The sequence below is a fragment of the Nocardioides sp. Bht2 genome, from assembly GCF_047308515.1.
Lineage (GTDB): Bacteria > Actinomycetota > Actinomycetes > Propionibacteriales > Nocardioidaceae > Nocardioides.
The window spans coordinates 101,673-118,196 of the sequence record NZ_JBLBWI010000010.1; the positions used below are offsets into that span (position 1 = coordinate 101,673).

The window sequence follows — 16,524 nt, forward strand, 5'->3', positions numbered from 1 at the left end:
CGGTGCATGAAACGCTGTTCCCATGACGCGGGTCGTAGTGGTCGGTGCCGGGATCTCCGGGCTGAGTGCCGCCTATCGGCTGGCTGCCGAGCCGGGGTACGAGGTGATCGTCCTCGAGGGCAGCGACCGGATCGGTGGCAAGTTGCGGACGGCCGCGGTGGCTGGTGTGCAGGTGGACGTCGGGGCCGAAGCGATGCTCAACCGTCGCCCCGAAGGGGTCGCGCTGGCGCGTGAGCTCGGCCTCGAGATCGTCCATCCCACCAAAGCCGGCTCGCGGATCTACTCCCGCGGCCGGCTGCGGCCGATGCCGCGATCGCTGATGGGCGTGCCGATGGACCTGGACGGATTGCGGGCCAGCGGGCTCCTCAGCGACGCCGGTCTGGCGGCGGTCGAGGCCGAACGCGGCCTCGGTCCGGAGATCGTCGACGGCGACATCTCGGTCGGGGAGCTGCTGGCCCGGCGCTGTGGGCCCGAGGTCGTCGACCAGCTCACCGAGCCGCTCCTCGGCGGTGTCTACGCCGGTCATGCGCATCGGATCTCCGCAGCAGCCGCCGTGCCGCAGCTGCTGGAGTTCGTGCGGCGCGGCTCGCTGGTGGAGCAGGCGACCGCGCTGCCGACGTCGCAGGTGCCGGTCTTCGCCGGTCTCGCGGGCGGGATGGGACAACTCCCCGAACGGCTCGTCGAGCGTGGCGCGTTCACGGTGCGGCGCAACACGCCGGTTCGCTCGCTCCGCCGGGTGGCGACCGGCTTCGTCGTGGAGATCGGCGCGGCGTCGTCCGGTGCGGACGCCGTCCGCTCCGCGGTCCCTGGTGACGACGCGGCCGCAGGGCTACCGGTGAGCGAGACGATCACTGCGGACCGGGTGGTCCTGGCGACCCCGGCAGCGCCCACGGCGCGTCTACTGGCCGAGTTGGCGCCCGGTGCCTCGGGGTTGCTGGCAGAGTGCGAGACGGCCTCGGTCGTGGTGGTCACCTTCGCCTTCCGGGCAGCGGACCTCGCCGGGCTGGCGGCGTTGGACGGCTCGGTCTCCGGTTTCCTGGTGCCGCCGAGTGAGAAGAGCCGGATCAAGGCGTCGACCTTCTCGTTCGGCAAATGGGCGTGGGTCCGTGACGCCGGCCGCTCGACTGACGGCGGCGACGTCGTCCATCTGCGTACCTCGCTGGGCCGGCACGGTGACGCCGTCGGGTTGCAGGCCGCTGACGACGAACTGGTCGCCTGGTCGCTGGCCGATCTGGCGGACGCCACCGGTCTGCGGGCGCGCCCGTTGGACGTCCACGTGCAGCGGTGGGGCGGCGGCCTCCCGCAGTACGCCGTCGGTCACCGCGACCGGGTCGCCGCGATCCGGGAGGCGGTCGCCGAAGTCTCAGGCCTCGCGGTCTGCGGCGCCCTCTACGACGGCGTCGGCATCCCCGCCTGCATCGCCTCCGCGGAGCGCGCCGTCACCCAACTCCTCGCCACCCCACCGAGATAGTCCCTGACGAAAAGCCCCCGAAAACGACGTTTTCGGGGGCTTTTCGTTCGGCAGCGTCAGGGAAGACGCAGCAACAGGTCAGTTACCGAGGTGCGCGCACCGGTGTAGAACGGGATCTCCTCGCGCACGTGACGCCGCGCATCCGAGGCACGCAGGTGCCGCATCAGGTCGACGATCCGGTCGAGCTGGTCGGCCTCGAAGGCGAGCAGCCACTCGTAGTCGCCGAGCGCGAACGAGGAGACGGTGTTGGCGCGGACATCCTTGTAGTCGCGGGCCATCTTGCCGTGCTCGGCGAGCATCCGACGACGCTCGCCGTCCTCGAGCAGGTACCACTCGTAGGAGCGCACGAACGGGTAGACGCAGACGTGCGCCTGGGGCTCCTCGTCGGCGAGGAAGGCCGGGATGTGGCTCTTGTTGAACTCGGCCGGGCGGTGCAGCGCCATCTGCGACCAGACCGGCTCGAGGCGGCGGCCGAAGGCGGTGCGGCGCAGCCGGTTGTAGGCCGACTGGAGCTCCTCGGAGGTGGCCGCGTGCCACCAGACCATCAGGTCGGCGTCGGCGCGCAGGCCCGAGACGTCGTAGGTCCCGCGGACCACGATGTCCTCGGCGGCGAGTGCATCGAAGAGCGCCTGGACCTCGGCGGCCTCGGCGGCGCGGTCGGCGTCACCGAGGACGTCGCGCAGCTTGAAGACCGACCACATCGTGTACCGGATGGTGTCGTTGAGTTCGCGGGCCCGGGCAGCGTTCGAAGTCATGCCGCCATTGTGCCGAGCGGCTCCCAGCCCAGTCACGGAGGGTCCGCCCGGTCCCACTCGGAGTCGGTTGCTTCTTTCGAACGAATCAGGCAGACTGGAAACATGAGCATGATGGTCGACATTCGCGGAGGGCTGATCCAGCGCCTCCATGTCGACCTGCGGCGTACCGCCAGCGACCTCTGTCTGTGACGACTTTCCCCGTCACTCACACACGTCCCTGGAGAAACCATGTCCTCTTTGGCTGTCCTGCCTCTGTTGGAGGCGCTCCGCGACATCGCGGACGACCCCGAACTGCTTCACCTGCACGACGCCGGCGCACCTCACCGGCAACGCACCGAACTCATCGCCAGCGAGTACCTGCACGCCTGGCTGATCACCTGGCCGCCCGGAAGTAGTTCGGGCTGGCACGACCACGGCGACGCCTACGGCGCCTTCACCACCATCGCCGGTCGGCTGACCGAGTACAGCCGTGGCAACGGCGTGCAGGTCCGCAGCGTGGGGGTGCGAGACGCCTGGTCGTTCAACTCCGCCCACGTGCACGACATCCACAACCTCGGCGCGGTGCCGGCGACGTCGCTCCACGTCTACTCGCCGCGGCTGACGTCGATGACCCGTTACCGGCTGTTGGGTTCACTGCTCGACCCGATCGGCGTCGAGACCGCCTCGGCGGAGTGGGGTGCGGCATGAGCCTCTCGATCGCTGCCCAGGAGTTCGAAGCCTCGGCGTTCGCGCCCGGCGACGGCGTCGGTGTGCCGGGCCGGATCAGTGCCCGTGCGGCGTTCCAGGAGTTGCTCCGTGGCGGGGTGGTCCTGGCCGACGTCCGCAGTGAGCTGGCGCGACGCCGTCACGGTTCGCCGCATCCGATCCTGCTGCCCCGGGTCATCGACCGGCACCTGTTGGAGTGGCGCCTCGACCCGCGCAGCGAGACGGCGTTGCCCGAAGCCTCGTATGACGCGCGGGTGGTGCTGCTGAGTGGCCGTGGCGACTCGTCCCAGCAGCTCGCCGAGGAGCTGCGTGCCCTGGGCGTGCGCAACGCCGTCGACGTCATCGGCGGCTTCGAGGCGTGGCTAGCTGCCGGCCTCCCCAGCTCGATGTGAGCTGAGCGTCCGGAAATCGCCCTCGGGACGACCCTCAGCTCACATTGAGCTGGGGGTCTCCAGGGTGAGCGCGATGCTGTTGATGCAGTAGCGGTCTCCGGTCGGCGTGCCGAACCCGTCGGGGAAGACATGCCCGAGGTGAGAACCGCAGTTGGCGCACCGGACCTCCGTGCGCTGCATGCCGTGCGAGTTGTCCTCGATGTACTCGACCGTGTCGGTGACGGGCTGATAAAAGGACGGCCAGCCGCAGCCCGAGTGGAACTTCGTCTCGGAGCTGAACAGCGTCGCGTCGCAGGCCTTGCACTTGTAGGTGCCGACCGTCTCGGTGTCGGTGTACTCGCCGACGAAGGCACGCTCGGTCCCTGCCTGGCGAAGCACGGCGTACTCCTCGGGACTCAACTCGGCGCGCCACTCGGCGTCGCTCTTCTCCACGTTGTAGGCCATGGCACAACCGTAGCTCGGCATCTGCGTACCGGACGTCTCGCCAGCCGCGCCACTAGGGTGTGAACATGGCGAAGGCAGCGGCGGCGATGGTGCAGGTCGACGGGCGTGAGGTCCGGGTCAGCAGTCCGGACCGGGTCATCTACGAGGCGACCGAGCGGACCGCCGAGGTGACCAAGTTGATGGTGGCCGAGTACTTCGCCTCTGTCGGCGACGGTCTGATGCGCGCCCTGCGTGATCGACCGACCGCCTTGGAACGTTGGCCGGGCGGGGTCCGCGACGGGATGAAGCTGGCCACCGGACCCGGCGACCGCAACGCCGACGCGTTCTACCAGAAGCGGGTGCCCAAGGGTGCGCCCGACTACCTGGAGACGGCGACCATCACCTTCCCCTCGGGGCGGACCGCGGACGAGATCTGCCCGACCGAGTTGGCAGTGCCGATCTGGTGCGCCCACATGGGCACCCTCACCTTCCACCCGTGGCCGGTACGGCGTGCCGACGTCGACCGTCCGGACGAGCTGCGGATCGACCTCGATCCTCAGCCCGGCACCAATTTCGCGGACGCACGCCGGGTCGCCGACGTCGCCCGCGAACTTCTCGAAGACCTCGGGATGCGCGGCTTCGCGAAGACCAGCGGCAACCGGGGGATCCACATCTTCCTGCGGATCGAACCGCGGTGGGATTTCGTCGACGTCCGGCATGCCGCGATCGCTTTCGGACGCGAGCTGGAGAAGCGCGACGACGGCGTCACCACCGCCTGGTGGAAGGAGGAACGTGGCGAGCGGATCTTCGTCGACTTCAACCAGAACTCCCGCGACCGCACGATCGCCTCGGCCTACTCACTGCGCCCCTTGCCGGGAGCCCCGGTCTCGACGCCGTTGAGTTGGCAGGAACTGGCCGAGGTGAAGGACCCCCGCGACTTCAACCTTTTCACTGTGCCTGAGCGGATGGACTTCAACCTTTTCACTGTGCCTGAGCGGATGGCTGACGGCGACGCGTGGGCCGAGATCGACGACCTCGCCCACTCGTTGGAGCCGTTGCTGGCGCTGTGGAACGAGCATCCGGTGGAGCTGAACTACCCGCCGGACTACCCGAAGATGCCGGGTGAGCCGCCGCGCGTGCAGCCCAGCAAGAAGGTCGCCGAGCACTGGGACGAGCAGGGAAACCGGATCGAGGAATGACGAACTCCCAGCGAACTTCAAGTTTGTTCAAAACTTGAAGTTCGCTGGGAGTTGGCGTTCAGACGCCGCTCTCGCCCTGTTCGGCGAAGGTCTCCCGCTCCAGCAGATGGAGTACCGGGACGCCGATCTTCCGGCGCGCCTTGGAGGTCCAGTCGAGGTGGAAGAACTCGGCCACCACGTGCGGCTGGGTGAGGATGATCGCCTCACGGGCGTCGATCTCCTTGACCACCTCGGAGAGCGCGTCGATCGGCTGACCGGAGACCACCTTGCCCGAGACGTTCCCGGTGATCGCCCGGAGCTGGGTGAGTGACTCGGCCAGGTTCTTCTCGGAGCGCTCACGGCATTCGCGGCGAACCTCTTCGAGGTCGACGTCGCTCATGGCGAGGGCGGGAGAGGCCATCACCTCGCCCGCGGCCAGCGAGCTCATCGCGGCCTCGACCTTCGCGGCGGCGTCGTCGATCGGCAGCAGCACGGTGTAGGCGACATCGGTGCCTTCGGCGCGCAGTTCGTCGTGGAGGGAGACGACCTGCTGGGCGTCGAGGCGTGAGAGTGCGTCCTCGCAGAGCAGCACAACGTCATATTTCTCGGGCTTCTGGGTGGACATGATGGATCCCCTTCCGAGCGTCAGTCGATACTTAAGATCTTAGCCAGGTCGTAGCTGGTCGGCTCTTCCAATTGCTCGTAGGTGCAGCTCTTCGGGTCGCGGTCGTCGCGCCAGTGTTTGAACTGGGCGGTGTGCCGGAAGCGGCGCCCTTCCATGTGGTCGTAGCCCACCTCGATCACCCGTTCCGGGCGCAGCGGTGTGAACGAGAGGTCCTTCCCGGCCGACCACCGGGACTGGGTGCCCGGGACCCGATCCGGGTTGGCGATCGCGGCTGCGCCCCAGGCTGCCCAGGGGTGCTCGTCGATGGTGCAGACCAGAGGCTGCAGCTCCTGCCACAGCTCGGCACGGCGCTTCGCGGTGAAGCTCGCCGAGACGCCGATGTGCTGGAGCGAGTCGCCGTCCCAGAGACCGAGGAGCAGCGACCCGATCAGCGGGTTCTCCGGCGTCGATGTCTTGTGTTCGCGGTAGCCGCAGAGCACGACGTCGGCGGTGCGGGAGTGTTTGATCTTGAACATCGACCGCTGATTCGGCGCGTAGTTGGCGTCGAGCGGCTTGGCGATGATGCCGTCGAAACCGGCGCCTTCGAGCTCGTGGAACCACGCCTGGGCGGTGTCGGGATCGGTGGTGACCCGGCTGAGGAAGCAGGGGCCGTCCAAGCCGGCCAGCGCTCCTTCCAGGGCCTGACGTCGTTCGCGCAGCGGGCGCTCGATCCATGCGGTGTCGTCCAGGGCGAGCAGATCGAACGCCGCGAATCCGGCCGGCGTCTCCTCGGCGAGCTTCGCGACCCGAGACTTCGCCGGGTGGATGCGATCCTGCAGCCGTTCGAACTCGAGGCGCTGGTTGCCGGGCTCGCCGAGCGCCACGAAGATCTCGCCGTCGAGGACGCAGCGGTCCGGGAGCTGCTCAAGCGCGGCCGCGACGACCTCGGGGAAGTATCGGGTCAGCGGCTTGGTGTTGCGCGACGCGAGCTCGACCTCCTCGCCGTCCTTGAAGATCAGGCAGCGGAACCCGTCCCACTTGGGCTCGAAGAGCACCTCGCCGTGCTTGGCGGTCGCGGCCACGGAGGCGATCGGCTTGGCGAGCATGGGCAGCAGCGGCGGCATCACGGGCAGGTCCATGAGCCAACCGTAGTGTCGGTAGGCCGTTCTACGGTGCGACTCAGCTGGCTCCTGCGCGCCTCGACAGCCTGAAGAGGGCGTGATGCCAACCTTGCCGGCACCGAGCGGCGGCCACACGCCGATCCTGCGGGAAAGCGCGGCACGTCTCCACCCCTCTGGTTAAAGTAGAGTTAGTCACTAGGATATGGTGGCTTACCCGAGTTCAAGTGATGGAGATCGAGCATGAGCGTCATCGGATACGCCCCCGGCGTCTACGACCTGTTCCACATCGGGCACCTCAACGTGCTGCGACAGGCTCGCGAGATGTGTGACGTGCTGGTCGCCGGCGTCGTCGGTGACGAGATGGTCTTCGCGGCCAAGGGCGTCCAGCCGTTCGTGCCGCTGCGCGAGCGGCTCGAGATCGTCGCCGCACTCGACATCGTGGATCGGGTCCACGCCGAGCTGACGCCGAGCAAGATCGACGCCTGGCGCGAGGTCGGCTTCGACCGGATCTTCAAGGGCGACGACTGGCGCGGTACGGCGAAGGGTGACGCGTTGGAACTGCAGATGGCCGGCGTCGGAGCCGAGGTCGTCTACTTCCCCTACACGGTGCACACCTCCAGCACCCAGCTCCGTCGGGCGATCAAGGCCGCCGCCGCGCCGGTGGGCGCGGTTCGGGCCGTCTCGTGAGCGTCGCCGTCCCTGCCGCCCCGACGGCGGCCGCTCGGGTGCGCATCGACGACGCCGGGTTGCATGTTCCGGCTGAGGCGCACGGTCCGCTGCTGGTCGAGTTGAACGGGCAGTACCTCTTCTCCTGCACCCCGGCCCGCGACGGCCGCCTCGAGGCCGGCGGCCTGCTGGTGCCGTGGCCCGAGGTTCTCCGCCCCTACCTCGACGGCGTGGGTCGGCTCGTGGTCACCGACAGCGCCGGCGTCCGTTACGCCGATCAGCAGGTCGCGCTCGGTACCGGCGTCGGCGAGCTCGCGATCCGCGACGCCTCCGGCCATCCGCTCTCGGTGGACAAGGTCGGTCACCTCACCCGTTCCTTCGCGGCGACCGACGCCCAGATCCGCGAAGAGATCCTCGGCGGCACGGCCCGTGCGCTCGACGATCTGCGATCCGTCGGCGTCGAGGCCTACCTGAACTACGGGATGCTGCTCGGTGCGATCCGGGACGGCGCGATGATCGCCCACGACTCTGACTCCGATATCTGCTACGTGAGCCGAGCGGCGTCACCCGCCGACCTGATCCGCGAGTCCTATCGGATCGAACGCAGGATGCGCGCACTCGGCTGGCGGCTGCTGCGGATGTCCGGCGGCGACATCAAGCTGCTGCTGCCGTTGAGCGACGGCCGGCAGTGCCACATCGACGTCTTCGTCGCGTTCTGGGTCGGTGGGACCTTCTACCAACTCGGCAACCGGAGCGGAGATCTCCCGGTCTCCGCCGTGCTGCCGTTGTCGACGATCGACCTGCATGGCTACGCCTTCCCGGCGCCGGCCGACCCGGAGGCGATGCTCCGCTTCCTCTACGGCGAGAACTGGCGGATCCCGGATCCGTCGTTCAAGTACGCGGATCCGCTACCCGGCGTCCGGCGCCTCAACGGCTGGCTGCGCGGCTTCCGGACCTACATGGGCAAGTGGAGCGAGTTCTATCAGAGTCCGCGCGTGCACCAGGTGCCCGCCGAAGGCTCGGAGTTCGCCTCGTGGGTTCAACCGTTCCTGGCTGACGGCGACCCGGTCGCCGACCTCGGTTCGGGCACCGGTCGTGACGCGATCGCCCTGGCTGCCGCGGGACACCCGGTGCGGGCCTACGACTACTCGCGCTTCTCGCGTCGACACATCCAACGTGAGGTGCGGCGCGCCAAGGCTGACGTCGAGGTGCGGCCGTTGATCCTGGGGGAGTTGCGCACCGTGCTGGCCAACGGCGCGGATCTGGCCCGGGCGCCGCACCACCTCTACGCCCGGCAGCTGCTCGGCTGCCTGGAGCCGGCTGAGCGCGCGAACCTGTGGCTGCTGGCGCGGATGTCGTTGCGGTGGGGCGGTGCGCTGCTGCTGGAGTTCTCCGCCGAAGCGCCGAACGCGCCACTCCCGGGGCCTGCTCCGTTGGTGCACCGCCTCGAGGTCGCGTCGGTCCGTGCCGAGATCGAGGCGTCGGGGGGTGTCATCGAGCGGCTCGAGGTGGCGCCCGGCGTGGACAGCTTGGCGCAGTCGGATCCGGCGATCTGTCGGCTCGTGGCGCGTTGGCCGGCGCCGGGAACCCGTAGCACCGCCGAACGGAACCAGCCCGCAGGGGCAGAACACCGGCCCGCTGCTGCGGGCGGAGAGGAATCAGAGTGACGACCATCGAGGCTGTCGGCCCCCTGTCCCGAGCTCGCCAGCGGCTTGCGCTGCGGAGCCGGCTGCGCCGTGCGCAGCATCTCGCCAGCAGGGCGCGCGAACACAACGTGGGCGTGCTCTCGCGGCTGCGGGCGTTGGAGGATGAGGTCCAGGAGCAGCGTCAGTTGAACCGCCGGATCGCCGAGCTCACCGATGTCGTCGCCGAGCTCCTGGTGCCCGCGGCCGACCGTGACGAGGCGAAGGTCCAGGAGGTGCTGGAGAAGTACCGCACCGAACTCGTCTGAGTGGAAGAGTCGGCGGCCCTGCACGGGATCGGGCGGGTCATGGGTACGCTGTGCCTGCATGCTGCGCGGCGAGACCGCGGAGCGATCCCCGGTTGCTCTGCCGGGCGGGTATCCAGTCCCGCAGGTGGGCGGTCGAGGTTGCATTCCCCGGTTGGTCTGCCGGCAGGGCCCGCCTGACTTTGAATCAGGACTAGCGACGTAGGTTCGACTCCTACCCGGGGAGCAGATCTTCTCAGCGCCGTTGTCCGGTGTCACCTGATGACACCGGACAGCGGCGTTGTGCATCTCGCGACGTGCTCTGAGCGGCCCCCGGCAATAGAGACAGTGAAACTGTCACAGTTTGAGTGACATGGCTCACCGCGGCTGCTTCAATGAAGAGCATGAGTATCGGTGCTGCCGCGAAGGTTCCGACGGACCTGCTGAAGGCCGAGGAGGCGCTCGCGCGCTATGGCGAACTCGGCGAGCGCTGGCTGGCCGGGATGTGGCAGGGCGACCCGCTCGCCGACGCCGTGGTGGCGGATGGTCGAGCGGCGGCGCGGGAGGTCCGCGCCTACCTCGCCGACGGCGTCGAGCCGACCAACGAGACCGCCGCGGCGCTCATCGCCCAGGTCGGCGCCGATCCGCTCTGGCTGGAGCGTGACCGCCTCGACCGGGCCGCCGACGTGCTGGTCCGCTACAGCGCGCAGTGGGGCCTCGTGCTCGGCGCCGCCTCGCTGCTGCGGGGCGCGATCAACCCGATCGCTGCCAAACCGCTGTTGTTGACCGGCCGCTACGGCACGCAGCCCGCGGTCCGCTCGATCGAGGTGGGGGAGTGGCTCTCGAAGGTCGTCGCCCGCGGAGGTATGCAGGTCGGTGCCGACGGATTCCGGCACACCGTCCGGGTGCGGATGATCCACGCCCACGTGCGCCAGCACATCGAAGCCTCGGGTACCTGGGACCACCGCGCTTGGGGTGTGCCGATTCCCCAGCCCTACATGGCGTTCACCCTGGCCGAGTTCGGCCACATCTCGCTTGCCGCGATGGCGCAGATCGGGGTTCGACTCACCCCGGGCGAGCTCGACGACATCTACCACCTGTGGCGCTACGTCGGCCATCTGATCGGGGTCGACGACAGGCTCAACCCGCTGCACGAGGTCGACCACCAGCGGATCGAGGAGCTGTACCGGCTCACCTCTCCCGGACCCGATCAGTACAGCCGTGACTTCGTCCGGGCGTTGACCGAGGGGTACCTCGCTCCCGAACTCGCCAACCTGGTCCCGCTCCCGCAGGTCATCGGCCGACCGCTGGCCAGCAACCTGATGTACGGGATGTCGCGGGTCTTCCTCGGCGACGACGCCGCTGACAGCCTCGACATCCCCGACGGCGTCGCGAAGCACGTGATCCGGGTCGCGGCGCCGGGTCTGATGCTCCTCGACCAGCTCCGGCTCCGGGTGCTCGGTCGACAGCGGATCACCGAGGCCGCGTACCCGATCCGCGACCGCGAGTTGGCCAGACTCAAGGCCCAGCACGCGATCGAGCACGACCTGGTCGACGCCGTCCCGGGCGCGGTGGGGCACTAGCGCTGCGGCCCCCGCGCCGTTGGAGTCACTCGCCGCCGAGCAGTGCGGCTACTTCGGGTGAAGCGTAGAACGGCTCCAGTCGCAGACGCAGGATGCGCTCCACCTCGCCGGAGCCGACCGCTGCCTTCAACAGACCGGGCAGGGCTCGCTTGACGTGCTCGGTGAGCTCGTCAGGTGTTACCCCCAGATCGTCGAGCAACGCCGTCAGCGGGTGCTCGGCGTAGATCGCATAGAAGCCGTCGACGAGCGAGGCGATCAACGCGCGCAACGGCTCGCTGGCCGCGCCCGCGATCACCACGTCCTGGACCAGGCCGGCGACCCGGTGCAGGTCCTCGGTCGAGGCTTGCGCTGCGAACCGGCCGATCGGACGGTCCGCATAGAGGTCGAAGATCTCCAGGGCGGCCTGTTGGGCGGCCGGGTCCTTGAGGGTCTCGACGACCACCTTGTTGAGCCGGCGCATCGCGAACGACGTGCTGCGACCGGCGGTGTCGCCGAGCAACGACTCCAACGGCTTGTCGGCGGCGCTGGCAACCTTCCCCGCCATGCTGGTGCCCAACGAGACCAGTGAACCCAGGCCCGGGACCTTCTCCGCGACGGCCCGGTTGGTGGCGATCACGTCGGCCACGACGCGGCCCAGGAAGCGGGTCGCAACCGTGGCCACCATCGGGCTGTCCGCGATCTGGTCGAGGAACGACTCGGCAACGTCGGAGAGGCCGAACCCCTCAGCCAGCAGGCCTTCGACGTGGTCCCGGTGGACCAGATCGCCCCGGGTGAAGGGCGCCGTCGGCCCGGCCTTGACGACGTCGGCGACCACGGCTGCGAAGGTGCTGGCGGCGGTGCTCGGCGGCACCCGCTCGGCGATCAGGTTCAGGACCGCCTTGGCGTCGTCGGCGCTCAGCGCCTGAGCCAAGGTGATCTGGCCGCCGAGAGCCAGCAGATCGTCGACGATGTCGTCGGCCAGTGCGTCAGACCCCTCGCCGCTGAACCGGGCCAGGAGCCACGTCACCTGGGCGTCGAGGAGTTGCTGCGCGAGCGGGGTCAACGTCATGACCCCGATTCTGGCTCGCCGGTGACAACTTTTGGGGAAAAGTCGGTGGAAGGTGGCTCCGATACCACCACGGACCGCCTGGAGCCGCCGTCCCAGTTAGGCTGGGATCTCTGGTTCGCCTGTGTCGGGCGGATGTGCCTGTCGCCGGAGGAAGTAAGAATGCCGAAGAACCTCACCGTCGTGGTCCTCGCCGCAGGTGGTGGTACGCGGATGAAGAGCAAGACGATGAAGGTCCTGCATCCGATCGGCGGGCGCAGCATGATCGGCCACGTCCTGCATGCCGTACAGCAGGCCGAGCCGACCCAGATCATCGCCGTCGTCGGCACCCAGCGCGACACCGTCGGTCCGCACATCCTGGAGCATGCGCCGGGCGCCGTGCTCGCCGTCCAGGAGTCGTTGGACGGCACCGGCGACGCGGTGCGGGTCGCTCTGCAGGCGATCGGCGGCAGTGTCACGGGCACCGTCCTCGTGGTCACCGGCGACACTCCTCTTCTGCGCGGAGAGAGCCTCCGTGACTTCGCCGAGGAGCACGACGCCGCGGAGCGCGCCGTCAGCGTGCTCACCGGCGTGGTCGGCAACCCCTTCGGGTACGGCCGGATCGTGCGTAACGACGAGGGCGACGTCGAGGCCATCGTCGAGGAGAAGGACGCCACCCCCGCCCAGCGTGAGATTGCCGAGATCAACTCGGGGATCCTGGCGTTCGACGCCGAGTTCCTGACCGGTGCGATCGGTCAACTGCGTAACCACAACGCGGGCGGCGAGTACTACCTGACCGACACCGTCGGGATCGCCCGCGAGGCGGGCCTCACCGTCGGCGCCCACCTTCTCGACGACGTCATGCAGACCGAAGGCGCCAACGACCGGGTGCAGTTGGCGACCCTGGGCCGCGAGCTCAACCGCCGGATCGTCGTCGACTGGATGCGGGCCGGCGTCACGGTGATGGACCCGGCGACCACCTGGATCGACGCTGACGTGGTGCTGAGCCGCGACGTCACCCTGCTTCCCGGGACCCAGCTGATCGGCGCCACTGTGGTCGCCGAGGACGCGGTGATCGGCCCCGACACCACCCTGAAGGACTGTGAGATCGGCGTCGGCGCCCGGATCGTGCGCACCCATGGCGAGCTCGCGGTGATCGGCGACGGTGCCTCGGTCGGTCCGTTCGCCTACCTGCGCCCCGGTACCTCGCTCGGTGAGGCCGGCAAGATCGGCACCTTCGTGGAGACCAAGAACTCCACCATCGGCGCCGGCTCCAAGGTCCCGCACCTGTCCTATGTGGGGGACGCCGAGATCGGCGAGGCGACCAACATCGGCGCCGGCACCATCTTCGCCAACTACGACGGCAAGAAGAAGCACCGCACCACCGTGGGAAGCCGGACCAAGACCGGCTCGAACAACACGTTCATCGCGCCGGTCTCGATCGGCGACGACGCGAGCACCGGTGGCGGGACCACCGTGCGGCGCGATGTTCCCGACGGCGCGCTGGCCGTCAGCGCCTCACCGCAACGCAACATCGCGGGATGGGCTGCCCGGCGTGCCGCACTCGACTCGGACGACGAAAAGTAACCGGCGTCTCATCGTCGACACCCCCGATTTCCTGATCGCGATTCGCGAGGCAGAATCGTCGGTGGCGGAGTGAATCGCAATAGCTAGGGAGCAAGCGGTGACGGGATTGAAGCGGGCCACCGAGAAGAACCTCATGGTCTTCAGTGGACGGGCGCACCCCGCGCTTGCTGAAGAGGTGGCTCAGCGCCTCGACACCCAGTTGGTGCCGACCTCGGCGTACGAGTTTGCCAACTCCGAGATCTACGTGCGGTACGAAGAGTCGGTGCGTGGATGTGACGCCTTCGTGATCCAGAGCCACACGGCTCCGATCAACGAATGGATCATGGAGCACCTGATCATGGTCGACGCGCTGAAGCGCGCGAGCGCCAAGCGGATCACCGTGGTGATGCCGTTCTACGGCTACAGCCGTCAGGACAAGAAGCACCGCGGTCGTGAGCCGATCTCGGCCCGCCTGATCGCCGACCTCTTCAAGACGGCCGGTGCGAACCGGATCATCACCGTCGACCTGCACGCCGACCAGCTCCAGGGCTACTTCGACGGTCCCGTCGACCACCTGATGGCGCTGCCGGTGCTCGCCGACTATGTCAAGGACAAGTACGGCGACCAGCCGCTTGCCGTGGTCTCGCCGGACGCCGGCCGGATCAAGGTCGCCGAGAAGTGGTCGGCCCGCCTCGGTGGGGTGCCGCTGGCCTTCATCCACAAGACCCGCCGCACCGACCGTCCTAACGAGGTCGAGGCGAACCGTGTCGTGGGTGACGTCAAGGGCCGCATCTGCGTGCTCACGGACGACATCATCGACACCGGTGGCACGATCGTGAAGGCCGCCGAGGCGATCATGGCCGAGGGTGCGGCCGGTGTGGTCATCGCAGCCACCCACGCGATCCTCTCCGACCCCGCCGTGGACCGGCTCAAGAACAGCCCGGCCACCGAGGTGATCATCACCGACACCCTGCCGCTGCCGCCCGAGAAGCAGTTCGACAAGCTCACCACGCTGTCGATCGCCCCGCTCCTGGCCCGCGCGATCCGTGCGGTCTTCGAGGATGGCTCGGTCACGTCGATGTTCGACGGCCAAGCCTGAGGAGTGTGCCGGAGCGCGAGCCCCGCACGGCGCGGCCAAAGAAGGTACGGCCAAGCCTGACGTTCTTCTGAGGGAGCGGTCCTGCACTGTCGCCCGACAGCGCAGGACCGCTCTCTTGTTCTTGATGGGGTAGGCGCGCGACGGAGCCGGTGCCCTAGGGTCGGGTCCATGAAGATTCGCTCGTTGGTCGGGGCCGGGCTAGGTCTGGTTGTTGCTCTCACACTGGCGTCTGCGCCAGCCGGTGCGGACGGTGGGTTCGACCCGTCGACGCCGTCAGGCGGGTTCGCGCAGCCCGTCGAGACGCCGTCAGCCGGTGCGGAGGACGAGCCGACCGCCGAGGAGGCGCTGGCCACCGTCGAGTCGATCTTCACCCCGGTCTCGGGTGCGCGGATGCGTGGTCAGGCGGCCACCGGCGCGCGGGGGACCGACGCGACGATGGCGCTGCGCGACCTCTGGATGAAGCGCGGCGAGTTGCGCGGGGAAGACGCGAAGCGGGCGGATGCGTTGCTGGCACGGCCGGTGCCGGGGCAGACCGGAGACGCCGACAAGAGGGCGATCAACGGCCCGATCACCAGCCAGTGCGCCGACGGTGTCTGCCTGCATTTCACCGAAAGCGTCGGTGTCGGTGACCTGAACGACAGCGCGACGGCGCCTGACGTCGAAGCGACACGTGCGACGGTGCAGTCGGTTCGGACCCGGTTGATCAATGCCGGCTTCAAGACGCCGCTGCCTGATTCGGCCGGTCAGCACGGTGGTACCTCGGACCTCGATGTCTATCTGATGAACCTCCGGCAGTACGGCCTGTACGGGTATTGCGCACCTACCGAAGGCTTTGTGAACCCGAACGCCGGCGACTTCAGGGCGAGCACCTATTGCGTGGTCGACAACGACTTCGTGGGTTTCGGGACTGAACCCTCGAAGGCCCTCCAAGTGACGGTCGCTCATGAATACTTCCATGCGGTTCAGGGCGCCTACGACTTCGGAGAAGACCGGTGGTTGGTTGAAGGGTCTGCCGCCTGGATTGAAGATGAGCTCTACGACTCGATCAACGACAACCGGATGTACCTGCCTGGTAGCCAGATGAAGGCCCCCTGGCTTCCCCTCGACTCCTACGGCCAGAACTTCAGTGTCTACGGATCGTGGATCTTCCTGCGCTACCTCTCGGAGAAGTTGCAGCGTTCCGGGGTCGCGCCGTTGGAGTTCATGCGTCGGGTCTGGGCCCGCGCCGACTCGGCCCCAACCGGGCCTGATGACTGGTCTTTGCTCGCTGTGAAGCGTCAGATCGACGCGGCGCCAAAGACCTTCCCGGGTGGCTTCGCCCGGACCTACAACCAGTTCGCCGCCGCCAACCGGGTGCCCAAGAAGTACTACTCCGAAGGCTCTGCCTATCCGAAGGCGCCGACGGTGGCGGGCAGGTTCAAGAAGCGGACCAAGGGTCTGAAGACGACGTCCGCGATCGACCGGCTCGACCACCTGACCAGCTACACGGCGCGGCTGGTGCCGCACAAGAGCTATGGCAAGAAGGTGCGCCTGAAGATCGCTTTCAACCTGCCGGCCAAGTCGGCCAACCCCGGCGTCACGGTGCGGATCTTCAAGAAGAACGGGAAGTTCTCGACGGTCTGGGTGCCGTTGAACAAGAAGGGTGACGCCACCAAGAAGTTCGCCTTCACCCGGAAGAAGAAGATCGCCGCGATCGAGGTGACGGTGAGCAACGGAAGCACCTCGTTCTACTGCTGGACGGGCAGCATCCTGGCCTGTCAGGGGAGCCCGCGTCACGACGGCCTGCGCCACAAGATGACGGTCACCGTCCTGCGCTGACCCTGTACCCGGTGGTCGACCTGTACCCGGTGGTCGAGTTGTACCCGGTGGTCGAGCTGTAACCGGTGGTCGAGCGGTACCCGGTGGTCGAGCGGTACCCGGTGGTCGAGCGGTACCCGGTGGTCGAGCTTGTCGAGACCTCACTCTGATCTCGACAGGCTCGATCACCGAGCCGGAGCTTGATCACCGAGC

The 16,524-nt window shown here is 68.2% G+C and carries 16 protein-coding genes and 1 tRNA gene; 12 read left to right on the plus strand and 5 right to left on the minus strand.

Annotation, left to right across the window (positions count from 1 at the left end; genetic code table 11):
- Window positions 1–22: 22 nt before the first annotated feature.
- The gene (hemG, locus tag ACLM5J_RS13700; RefSeq protein ID WP_413656985.1) at window positions 23–1,471 is read left to right on the plus strand and encodes a protoporphyrinogen oxidase; all 1,449 of its coding nucleotides are present in this window, start codon (window positions 23–25) and stop codon (window positions 1,469–1,471) included.
- A gap of 56 nt (window positions 1,472–1,527) precedes the next feature.
- On the opposite strand, the gene hemQ is transcribed toward hemG, so the two are convergent.
- Entirely contained in the window at window positions 1,528–2,226 is a 699-nt protein-coding gene (gene hemQ, locus ACLM5J_RS13705) for a hydrogen peroxide-dependent heme synthase (protein ID WP_413656986.1), read from the minus strand.
- Between the two features lie 228 nt (window positions 2,227–2,454).
- Here hemQ and ACLM5J_RS13710 point away from each other — a divergent pair, with 228 nt between their 5' ends.
- Together ACLM5J_RS13710 and ACLM5J_RS13715 are read left to right on the plus strand one after the other, a co-directional pair.
- On the plus strand, window positions 2,455–2,913 hold the full coding sequence (locus ACLM5J_RS13710; RefSeq protein ID WP_413656987.1) for a cysteine dioxygenase: 459 nt from the start codon (window positions 2,455–2,457) through the stop codon (window positions 2,911–2,913).
- Window positions 2,910–3,323 (plus strand): rhodanese-like domain-containing protein, encoded by a 414-nt coding sequence (locus tag ACLM5J_RS13715; RefSeq protein ID WP_413656988.1) that lies wholly within the window; start codon window positions 2,910–2,912, stop codon window positions 3,321–3,323. The genes ACLM5J_RS13710 and ACLM5J_RS13715 overlap by 4 nt, the downstream gene beginning before the upstream one ends.
- Before the next feature lie 39 nt (window positions 3,324–3,362).
- Here ACLM5J_RS13715 and msrB read toward each other — a convergent pair whose 3' ends face one another.
- Window positions 3,363–3,767, minus strand: a complete 405-nt coding sequence (gene msrB, locus ACLM5J_RS13720; protein WP_413656989.1) for a peptide-methionine (R)-S-oxide reductase MsrB — start codon at window positions 3,765–3,767, stop codon at window positions 3,363–3,365.
- A gap of 65 nt (window positions 3,768–3,832) precedes the next feature.
- Between msrB and ACLM5J_RS13725 the strand changes: the two genes are divergently transcribed.
- Window positions 3,833–4,945, plus strand: coding sequence for a DNA polymerase domain-containing protein (locus ACLM5J_RS13725; RefSeq protein ID WP_413656990.1), 1,113 nt, complete (start codon window positions 3,833–3,835; stop codon window positions 4,943–4,945).
- A 58-nt stretch (window positions 4,946–5,003) separates the two neighbouring features.
- On the opposite strand, the gene ACLM5J_RS13730 is transcribed toward ACLM5J_RS13725, so the two are convergent.
- Together ACLM5J_RS13730 and ACLM5J_RS13735 are read right to left on the minus strand one after the other, a co-directional pair.
- On the minus strand, window positions 5,004–5,549 hold the full coding sequence (locus ACLM5J_RS13730) for a hypothetical protein (RefSeq protein WP_413656991.1): 546 nt from the start codon (window positions 5,547–5,549) through the stop codon (window positions 5,004–5,006).
- Window positions 5,550–5,569: 20 nt separating this feature from the next.
- Window positions 5,570–6,667, minus strand: coding sequence for an ATP-dependent DNA ligase (locus ACLM5J_RS13735; protein WP_413656992.1), 1,098 nt, complete (start codon window positions 6,665–6,667; stop codon window positions 5,570–5,572).
- Between the two features lie 222 nt (window positions 6,668–6,889).
- Here ACLM5J_RS13735 and ACLM5J_RS13740 point away from each other — a divergent pair, with 222 nt between their 5' ends.
- From ACLM5J_RS13740 to ACLM5J_RS13760, 5 genes are all read left to right on the plus strand, one after another.
- Window positions 6,890–7,336, plus strand: coding sequence for an adenylyltransferase/cytidyltransferase family protein (locus ACLM5J_RS13740; RefSeq protein ID WP_413656993.1), 447 nt, complete (start codon window positions 6,890–6,892; stop codon window positions 7,334–7,336).
- Window positions 7,333–8,982 carry a class I SAM-dependent methyltransferase gene (locus ACLM5J_RS13745; RefSeq protein WP_413656994.1) on the plus strand — a complete coding sequence of 550 codons (1,650 nt, stop codon included), beginning with the start codon at window positions 7,333–7,335 and terminating at the stop codon, window positions 8,980–8,982. Before ACLM5J_RS13740 ends, ACLM5J_RS13745 begins: the two co-directional genes overlap by 4 nt.
- Window positions 8,979–9,266: a DUF6752 domain-containing protein gene (locus ACLM5J_RS13750; RefSeq protein WP_413656995.1), complete on the plus strand. Its 288-nt coding sequence runs from the start codon at window positions 8,979–8,981 to the stop codon at window positions 9,264–9,266. The genes ACLM5J_RS13745 and ACLM5J_RS13750 overlap by 4 nt, the downstream gene beginning before the upstream one ends.
- A gap of 144 nt (window positions 9,267–9,410) precedes the next feature.
- Window positions 9,411–9,489 (plus strand) — tRNA-Gln (locus tag ACLM5J_RS13755).
- Window positions 9,490–9,646: 157 nt separating this feature from the next.
- The gene (locus tag ACLM5J_RS13760) at window positions 9,647–10,825 is read left to right on the plus strand and encodes an oxygenase MpaB family protein (protein WP_413656996.1); all 1,179 of its coding nucleotides are present in this window, start codon (window positions 9,647–9,649) and stop codon (window positions 10,823–10,825) included.
- A 25-nt stretch (window positions 10,826–10,850) separates the two neighbouring features.
- Here the strand turns inward: ACLM5J_RS13760 and ACLM5J_RS13765 are convergent, their stop codons facing one another.
- On the minus strand, window positions 10,851–11,873 hold the full coding sequence (locus tag ACLM5J_RS13765; RefSeq protein ID WP_413656997.1) for a hypothetical protein: 1,023 nt from the start codon (window positions 11,871–11,873) through the stop codon (window positions 10,851–10,853).
- 159 nt (window positions 11,874–12,032) lie between these two features.
- Here ACLM5J_RS13765 and glmU point away from each other — a divergent pair, with 159 nt between their 5' ends.
- The 3 genes from glmU to ACLM5J_RS13780 all read left to right on the plus strand — a co-directional run bounded on the left by glmU (window position 12,033) and on the right by ACLM5J_RS13780 (window position 16,332).
- Window positions 12,033–13,436 carry a bifunctional UDP-N-acetylglucosamine diphosphorylase/glucosamine-1-phosphate N-acetyltransferase GlmU gene (gene glmU, locus ACLM5J_RS13770; protein ID WP_413656998.1) on the plus strand — a complete coding sequence of 468 codons (1,404 nt, stop codon included), beginning with the start codon at window positions 12,033–12,035 and terminating at the stop codon, window positions 13,434–13,436.
- A 97-nt stretch (window positions 13,437–13,533) separates the two neighbouring features.
- Window positions 13,534–14,514: a ribose-phosphate diphosphokinase gene (locus tag ACLM5J_RS13775; protein ID WP_413656999.1), complete on the plus strand. Its 981-nt coding sequence runs from the start codon at window positions 13,534–13,536 to the stop codon at window positions 14,512–14,514.
- Between the two features lie 168 nt (window positions 14,515–14,682).
- Window positions 14,683–16,332, plus strand: a complete 1,650-nt coding sequence (locus ACLM5J_RS13780; protein WP_413657000.1) for an MXAN_6640 family putative metalloprotease — start codon at window positions 14,683–14,685, stop codon at window positions 16,330–16,332.
- Window positions 16,333–16,524 lie beyond the last annotated feature (192 nt).

Excerpts from the sequence above, each read along its gene's own strand:
- hemG (WP_413656985.1), top strand. The coding sequence starts at position 23 with ATGACGCGGGTCGTAGTGGTCGGTGCCGGGATCTCCGGGCTGAGTGCC.
- hemQ (WP_413656986.1), bottom strand. The coding sequence starts at position 2,226 with ATGACTTCGAACGCTGCCCGGGCCCGCGAACTCAACGACACCATCCGG.
- ACLM5J_RS13710 (WP_413656987.1), top strand. The coding sequence starts at position 2,455 with ATGTCCTCTTTGGCTGTCCTGCCTCTGTTGGAGGCGCTCCGCGACATC.
- ACLM5J_RS13715 (WP_413656988.1), top strand. The coding sequence starts at position 2,910 with ATGAGCCTCTCGATCGCTGCCCAGGAGTTCGAAGCCTCGGCGTTCGCG.
- msrB (WP_413656989.1), bottom strand. The coding sequence starts at position 3,767 with ATGGCCTACAACGTGGAGAAGAGCGACGCCGAGTGGCGCGCCGAGTTG.
- ACLM5J_RS13725 (WP_413656990.1), top strand. The coding sequence starts at position 3,833 with ATGGCGAAGGCAGCGGCGGCGATGGTGCAGGTCGACGGGCGTGAGGTC.
- ACLM5J_RS13730 (WP_413656991.1), bottom strand. The coding sequence starts at position 5,549 with ATGTCCACCCAGAAGCCCGAGAAATATGACGTTGTGCTGCTCTGCGAG.
- ACLM5J_RS13735 (WP_413656992.1), bottom strand. The coding sequence starts at position 6,667 with ATGGACCTGCCCGTGATGCCGCCGCTGCTGCCCATGCTCGCCAAGCCG.
- ACLM5J_RS13740 (WP_413656993.1), top strand. The coding sequence starts at position 6,890 with ATGAGCGTCATCGGATACGCCCCCGGCGTCTACGACCTGTTCCACATC.
- ACLM5J_RS13760 (WP_413656996.1), top strand. The coding sequence starts at position 9,647 with ATGAGTATCGGTGCTGCCGCGAAGGTTCCGACGGACCTGCTGAAGGCC.
- ACLM5J_RS13765 (WP_413656997.1), bottom strand. The coding sequence starts at position 11,873 with ATGACGTTGACCCCGCTCGCGCAGCAACTCCTCGACGCCCAGGTGACG.
- glmU (WP_413656998.1), top strand. The coding sequence starts at position 12,033 with ATGCCGAAGAACCTCACCGTCGTGGTCCTCGCCGCAGGTGGTGGTACG.
- ACLM5J_RS13780 (WP_413657000.1), top strand. The coding sequence starts at position 14,683 with ATGAAGATTCGCTCGTTGGTCGGGGCCGGGCTAGGTCTGGTTGTTGCT.